General features: G+C 41.9%; 8 protein-coding genes. 6 read left to right on the top strand and 2 right to left on the bottom strand.

Going from position 1 to position 6308, the window contains the following annotated elements:
* Together K5677_RS08800 and K5677_RS08795 are read right to left on the bottom strand one after the other, a co-directional pair.
* On the bottom strand, positions 1-243 hold a 243-nt coding region (locus K5677_RS08800), incomplete at its 3' end, for a type II toxin-antitoxin system RelE/ParE family toxin (protein WP_296726954.1).
* Positions 233-532: a type II toxin-antitoxin system RelB/DinJ family antitoxin gene (locus tag K5677_RS08795; protein WP_296726953.1), complete on the bottom strand. Its 300-nt coding sequence runs from the start codon at positions 530-532 to the stop codon at positions 233-235. The genes K5677_RS08795 and K5677_RS08800, both read right to left, overlap by 11 nt.
* 691 nt (positions 533-1223) lie before the next feature.
* Between K5677_RS08795 and K5677_RS08790 the strand changes: the two genes are divergently transcribed.
* The 6 genes from K5677_RS08790 to K5677_RS08765 form a co-directional block, all read left to right on the top strand.
* Positions 1224-1616, top strand: a complete 393-nt coding sequence (locus K5677_RS08790) for an archaellum operon transcriptional activator EarA family protein (protein WP_295095033.1) — start codon at positions 1224-1226, stop codon at positions 1614-1616.
* Positions 1617-1632: 16 nt separating this feature from the next.
* Positions 1633-1935, top strand: a complete 303-nt coding sequence (locus tag K5677_RS08785; RefSeq protein WP_296726947.1) for a hypothetical protein — start codon at positions 1633-1635, stop codon at positions 1933-1935.
* A 170-nt stretch (positions 1936-2105) separates the two neighbouring features.
* The gene (locus K5677_RS08780; RefSeq protein ID WP_296726945.1) at positions 2106-3710 is read left to right on the top strand and encodes a ZinT/AdcA family metal-binding protein; all 1605 of its coding nucleotides are present in this window, start codon (positions 2106-2108) and stop codon (positions 3708-3710) included.
* An 8-nt stretch (positions 3711-3718) separates the two neighbouring features.
* Positions 3719-4825 (top strand): GTP-binding protein, encoded by a 1107-nt coding sequence (locus K5677_RS08775; RefSeq protein ID WP_366849187.1) that lies wholly within the window; start codon positions 3719-3721, stop codon positions 4823-4825.
* Positions 4826-4892: 67 nt separating this feature from the next.
* Entirely contained in the window at positions 4893-5852 is a 960-nt protein-coding gene (locus tag K5677_RS08770) for a GTP-binding protein (RefSeq protein WP_296726942.1), read from the top strand.
* A gap of 2 nt (positions 5853-5854) precedes the next feature.
* On the top strand, positions 5855-6308 hold a 454-nt coding region (locus K5677_RS08765), incomplete at its 3' end, for a hypothetical protein (protein ID WP_296726939.1).

The raw sequence follows: 6308 nt of genomic DNA, 5'->3' as shown, positions 1-6308 counted from the left end.
CACCTCTTCAACATGATAAAAAATCAGGTAATTCCCGACTGGGATAAAACGATAGCTGACCTTAGAAATATGAGGATATACAGGAAATGCAAGCGGTGATGAATCAAGCATTGTTATATTATCACTGACCTTTTTAAGCAGACTGCCTGCTGCACTTCTGTTTTTCAGCGTTCCCGCGATGTACAACAGAACGCGGTCAAGGTCCGACTCAAAGGACTTAGTGACCAGTATCTTATAGTGCATATTTGCTCTCCAGTCTTGCAAATGCTTCATCAGCGGCAGAGACGTTTCCGTCAGCTATATCCTGCTCTGCTTCATTGAGCTTTCTTTCGATGTCAGCTCTGCTGTTGACTATCACGTTCTGAGGTGCAGGAAGCTGTACCGGAAACGGCAGACTCCCGGTGAGGTTGACCTGACAAAGGAGCATATTGACGGCATCTGAAATTGTAAGCCCAAGCATGGCAAGTGTCTGCTCGGCATTATTCTTGGTTTCCTCGTTTACACGAATGTGGATAGTATCAGTTTTAGCCATAAAGCTCACCTGACCTTTCGTTATTCTTTCAATCATATTGTATCACATATGTTACACATTGTCAACACGTTTTTCTTTGGTATTTTGTCAAGCCTTAGAGACACACTTTCTCACAGATCTTCAGATATTTTCAAAAAACTACTTGACAACCTCGGAAATACGTGCTATAATGGGTTTAGTCAAATAAAAGAACGTCTGTTCCAATAGCATTGCTGTATCATTAGGTTCTGGCGGAGCAATCCGTGCAGGTTCAACTCCTTTTACCCGCACCAGTGGGGAGCCCCCGCGGACAGTTTCGCGTCTCAGTTTTTCTGGGACGCAATTTTTTCCACGCATGAAAGCCATCTGTTTCGTACAGGCAGCACATTCAAAAGTCCGATTATTCGGGCTTTTTTCTTTTGTATCCCTCTATTACTACCTTGGTACCAGGTAATGGGACGCAAAACGTGTATTTCAGTTCCCTGTCAAGACATCTTGAATTACGTGATAATGAATCCTATATTATCAACTAATTCAATTACGATCACCTCAAAAATAGTCAAGAGCACTATAATGTAAAATAAGAACGATTATCATTTTGTTTAAGAAGTAGAATTAGCAAGTGAATTATTGACAAACAGTTAACTTGCGAATATAATATAAAACTGAAAATGATAATCATTATCATATTCTTAATAAATGGGGTGAATCAATGGCGACATATAAGACTATGCAGCGAACCAGCATACTCTCTTTTCTTGAAACAAATATTGGTAAGGCATTTACGGTGAAGGAGATCGTTGAGGGTATACGTTCCGACAGCGCCGCCGGTTGTTCACCGTCTGAAAGTACGGTATATCGAATCATGACTGATCTTGTAAATAACGGTATTGTCCGACGCAAGATCAATCAGAATCGTGAGTATCAATACAGGTTATCAAATGAAAAAACGGGCAGCATCAGTGTTAGATGCAAGATATGCGGTGCAGTTCAGCATATTGATGAAAAAGTCTGTTGCGATATCATAGATGAACTGAAGCATAATGCTTCGATAGGTACTGACGGAGATATAGAAATTCTCGGAATATGTGATAAATGCAAGTAAAGTGAGGTGAGCAGATATGTCAAAAAACAGAAACAGAGTAGTATCCTGGATAGTTATTGTTGTATTCAGCCTTGTCATATTCTGCTCTACTGCTTTTATTATTACTCACAATAATCACAATTGTACGGGTGACGACTGTTCTATCTGTATGGAACTTGCGGAGTGTCACAAGGTACTGCATACTCTCGGAACCGCAGTTGCAAGATCATTACAGCTTACGCTGGTACTCTGCAATGTTGCTGTTATTTGCAATATAATTATAAGATCTCACTCTGAACATACAACTCTTATTTCTCTTAAAGTGAAGCTTTTGAATTGAATAATGCCCCCGTGTGTGTATAAATGTGTGTATAAAAGTGTTATGATATTTCCTCATTGAGATACTTATACTCTTATACATGGTAAATGGCATTTAAGGAGCAATAAGCCCCTTTTTAAATGCGCCAGTATTTATGCGATTCAATTATTCAATTCGGAGGTTCTATTTTTATGTTTAAGAAAAAAATCGGCATATATGCCCTTACATTCGCTATGGCTGCAATGGGAATGACAGGCTGCTCATCAAGCAGTTCTTCAAGCAGTAAGACAGAAGTGACCACACAAGCTGCTAATAAAGCAAGCGCTGAGCCCTTCAGCGTAGTTTGCACTATCTTCCCTGAGTATGACTGGGTAAAAGAGATACTCGGCGATCACGCTGACAATGTTGAGCTTACTTATCTTCTTGACAGTGGTGTTGATCTTCACAGCTACCAACCTACCGCTGATGATATGATGAAGATATCCACCTGTGACCTTTTCGTATATGTGGGCGGAGAGTCCGATGAATGGGTAGAAGACGCTCTTGCAGGCGCTGCTAACACGGATATGAAAGTCATCAACCTTATGGACGTTCTCGGCGACTCCGCTAAGGTAGAGGAACTCAAGGAAGGTATGCAGGAAATCGAACATGAGCACGAGCACGAGCACAGCAAAGAAGTTTCCACCTTTGAAGATGATGAGGTTAAGGACAGACCTCTCTCAGACTGGGAGGGTGACTGGCAGTCCGCGTATCCACTGGTGCTTGACGGTTCACTTGATGAGGCGTGGGAGCATAAGTCCGAAGACGGCAGTATGACCGCTGAGGAGTACAAGGACTACTACACAAAGGGCTATAAGTCCGATTACAATGCTATCAGCATTCACAACGACCACATAAAGTTTACCGATAAGAACGGCAAGGTCACTGAATCAGATTACAAGTATACAGGCTACTTTATTCAGGACTGGTCAACAGGCACAAGAGCTGCTATGTACCGCTTTGAAGCCGAGGATAAGAACTCAGGCGCACCTGTGTATATCGAGTTCAACGACCATATCATCGAGCCTGAAAAGGCTGAGCATTTCCACATCCGTATGAGTAATGAGAGCTATGACGCTATCGTTGATCCAGAGGGCAACTGGCCTACTTTCTTTGACGCAGCACTCAGTCCCGAAGAAGTGTGCGATGAAGTTATCGGTCACGGACACAGCGATGAAGATGAGGGAGAAGAACACGAACACGAGCATGAAGATGGCGAAGAAGAATACGACGAGCACGTTTGGCTCTCACTGAAAAATGCAAAGGTACTCTGCGCTGAGATCGAAAAGAATATTGAAGCTATTGATCCTGCCAACGCTTCGGATTACAAGGCTAACCTTGACAGCTATGTTGCAAAGCTTTCTGAACTTGATAACAGCTTCCAGACACTTGTTGACGCATCTTCTGTTAAGGCGCTTGTATTCGGCGACAGATTCCCCTTCCGCTACTTCGTTGATGATTACGGTCTTGACTACTACGCCGCTTTCATCGGCTGCTCAGCAGAAACAGAAGCAAGCTTTAAAACGATCGCTTTCCTTGCTGATAAGGTGAAGGAGCTTGACTGCAAGACCATTTTCACTCTTGAAAATTCCAGCAAGGATATTGCAGAATCTATTATAAATAATTCGGGTAAGACCGTGGATATTGCAGCGCTTAACTCTCTCCAGTCCATATCCAAGAATGATATTGCAGGCGGTGCAAGCTATATCTCCCTTATGCAGAAGAACTATGATGTTCTTGCAGACGCACTGAAATGAGGTGCAGTATGACTAACAGAAAAATTCCCGTAATTCTTATAACAGGCTATCTTGGTTCGGGCAAAACTACTCTTATGCAGAACCTTCTGAAACAGGAACAGCGCAAGATAGCACTTATCGTAAATGATATGGGCAGCGTCAATATAGACGCTGCTCTCCTGAACAAGAACCGTGACCGCATTGCTTCTGTTGAAATGGTGGAGCTTCAGAACGGCTGTATCTGCTGTACGCTCCGTGATGAGTTTATCGCAGAGATAGAGCGTATCTCTCAGCTTCCCGATATTGAGGCTGTTTTCGTCGAAGCGTCGGGCATCAGTGAGCCGTCCAATATTGCCGCTTCGTTTGTTGTCTATACCGAGGACACCCCCGACACCAATGTATATCTCAGCTCTGTTGTTTCGGTTGTGGACGCTGACCGTATCTATAACGAATTCCTGAGTGAAATATCTATGGAGAATGATACCGAAGAGGGCGACATAATCAACCTTATCATCGACCAGATAGAGTTCTGCAATCTTATCATACTCAATAAGACAGATCTTCTCAGTGCGCAGCAGATAGAAGAAGTCACAAAGGCTATACGTGACATTCAGTCCGAAGCTGAGATAATTCCTGCTGTGAACAGCGAAGTCGATACAGACAAGATACTTCACGGCAAGGAATTCGATTATCACAGTGTTCTTGCTTCATCTTCCATTCAGCGCGCGCTCAATACCAATGAGCCAACCGACAAGGAAGCCTGCATGGACGAATACGGCATAACTTCATTTGTGTACGAAGAAGTCCGCCCATTCGACCGCAACAAGTTTATGGATCTGGTAGACGAATACCCGAGGGAGCTTATCCGCACAAAGGGTTATGTATGGTTTGCTGACGATGATGTACATATACAGCTCTTTGAACAGGCTGGCAGAAACGCAAGCGTTACCGAACTTAACGAGTGGCTCGCCTCCTGTCCGCAAGAGGAGCTTGACGCTATGTTCGAGAATTATCCAGACCTCAAAGACGATTGGGACGAGCAGTACGGAGACCGTATCAATCAGCTTGTTTTCATCGGAAAGGGCTATAAAAAGGCGGATATTCTTTCACGTCTTGAAAGCTGTCTTACAATATAAATAATAACACAAGTGCAGGAAGACACATTAGTTTTTCTGCACTTGTGTGTTAAAATAGGAGGATATAATGAATAAGATACCTGTTTATCTTTTCCTCGGCTTTCTTGAAGGCGGAAAGACGAATTTTATTCAAAAAACAATATCCAGCGACAAATTCGGAAATGATATGAATATCCTTCTTCTTGTTTGTGAAGAAGGATTTGATGATTATGATTTCACACAGTTTAAAGGTAAAAAAGTATCGCTTCAAGTGATCGAAGATAAATCTGAGCTTGATGAACAGTTTTTAAGAAAAACGTCTGAAGAAAACAATGCTGATATAGTTATTGTTGAATTAAACGGTATGTGGCACCTGACTGACTTTCTTCTGAACAAGCCGGAAAGCTGGAAGATATTCCAGACAGTATTTGTAGCTGATACCTCCTCATTCGGCATTTATGTTGAGAATCTGAAAAGCCTTGTAATTGACAAGCTCAATGTCTGCGATGTGGTTATTTTCAATCGCTATGCAAATAAAGCAGATGTGAATGCATTGCACAAAATAGTACGCTCGGTTAATCGAAGAGCTGAAATATACTATGAAGCAGACAACGGAATGATAATAGCCGATGATATTGAAGATCCCCTGCCCTATGATATAAATGCTGATACTATACTGATCAAGGACGAAGACTACGCAATCTGGTACGGCGATATAATGAATGAGACAAAGAAATATAACGATAAAACCGTTAAATTCAAAGCAATGATAACATCTCGTCCTGAGCTTCCGGATAACGTATTTGCTGTCGGACGATATGTTATGACGTGCTGTGAAGCTGATATGCAGTTTTGCTGGTTTGTTGCACTGTGTAACAGGTATTTTCCGTTACAAGGTGAGAAATGGGTGTCGCTTACTGCCGAAATAACAGTACAGCACCATGAACACGAAAACGTTGACATACCCCTTCTTAAAATAGTTGATCTTTATGAATGTGATCCACCAAAGGAGGAAATTGCCACTTTTTCATATCATGACGGAGGCTGAATATGAAAAAAATAATACTATTAGCTGCTATTGTGACCATAACAACAGGTATTACAGGCTGCGGCAGTTCTGATAACAATGCTTTGTCAAATAACGATATTATCGTTTATGAGATTACTACAAATGGGGCTGATATGACCACATCTCCTGCATCTGACATCACATCGGCTGAAAAAACAGCTGCAACCAGTGTCACCACCTCACATAACAATATCGGCGCGGTAATTGATCCATCAGACCTAAGTAATAAAGATATAGATATTGACCTCACTCAGCTCAATTCGACTATGGTATATGCTCAGGTATTTGATATGATCAATAACGGAGATAATTATCTCGATAAGACAGTCAAGGCTAAAGGACCATTCTCATATTTTCAAGAAACTGATGGCAGAGAATTTTTTGCTGTATTGATCAATGATGCTACTGCCTGTTGTTCTCAGGGAATAGAGTTTG

It is taken from the genome of Ruminococcus sp. (assembly GCF_024684275.1).
This window is presented reverse-complemented; position numbering and strand designations above follow the sequence as displayed.

Coding starts and splice junctions, on each gene's coding strand:
- K5677_RS08795 (WP_296726953.1), bottom strand. CDS start 532: ATGGCTAAAACTGATACTATCCACATTCGTGTAAACGAGGAAACCAAG.
- K5677_RS08790 (WP_295095033.1), top strand. CDS start 1,224: ATGGCGACATATAAGACTATGCAGCGAACCAGCATACTCTCTTTTCTT.
- K5677_RS08785 (WP_296726947.1), top strand. CDS start 1,633: ATGTCAAAAAACAGAAACAGAGTAGTATCCTGGATAGTTATTGTTGTA.
- K5677_RS08780 (WP_296726945.1), top strand. CDS start 2,106: ATGTTTAAGAAAAAAATCGGCATATATGCCCTTACATTCGCTATGGCT.
- K5677_RS08775 (WP_366849187.1), top strand. CDS start 3,719: ATGACTAACAGAAAAATTCCCGTAATTCTTATAACAGGCTATCTTGGT.
- K5677_RS08770 (WP_296726942.1), top strand. CDS start 4,893: ATGAATAAGATACCTGTTTATCTTTTCCTCGGCTTTCTTGAAGGCGGA.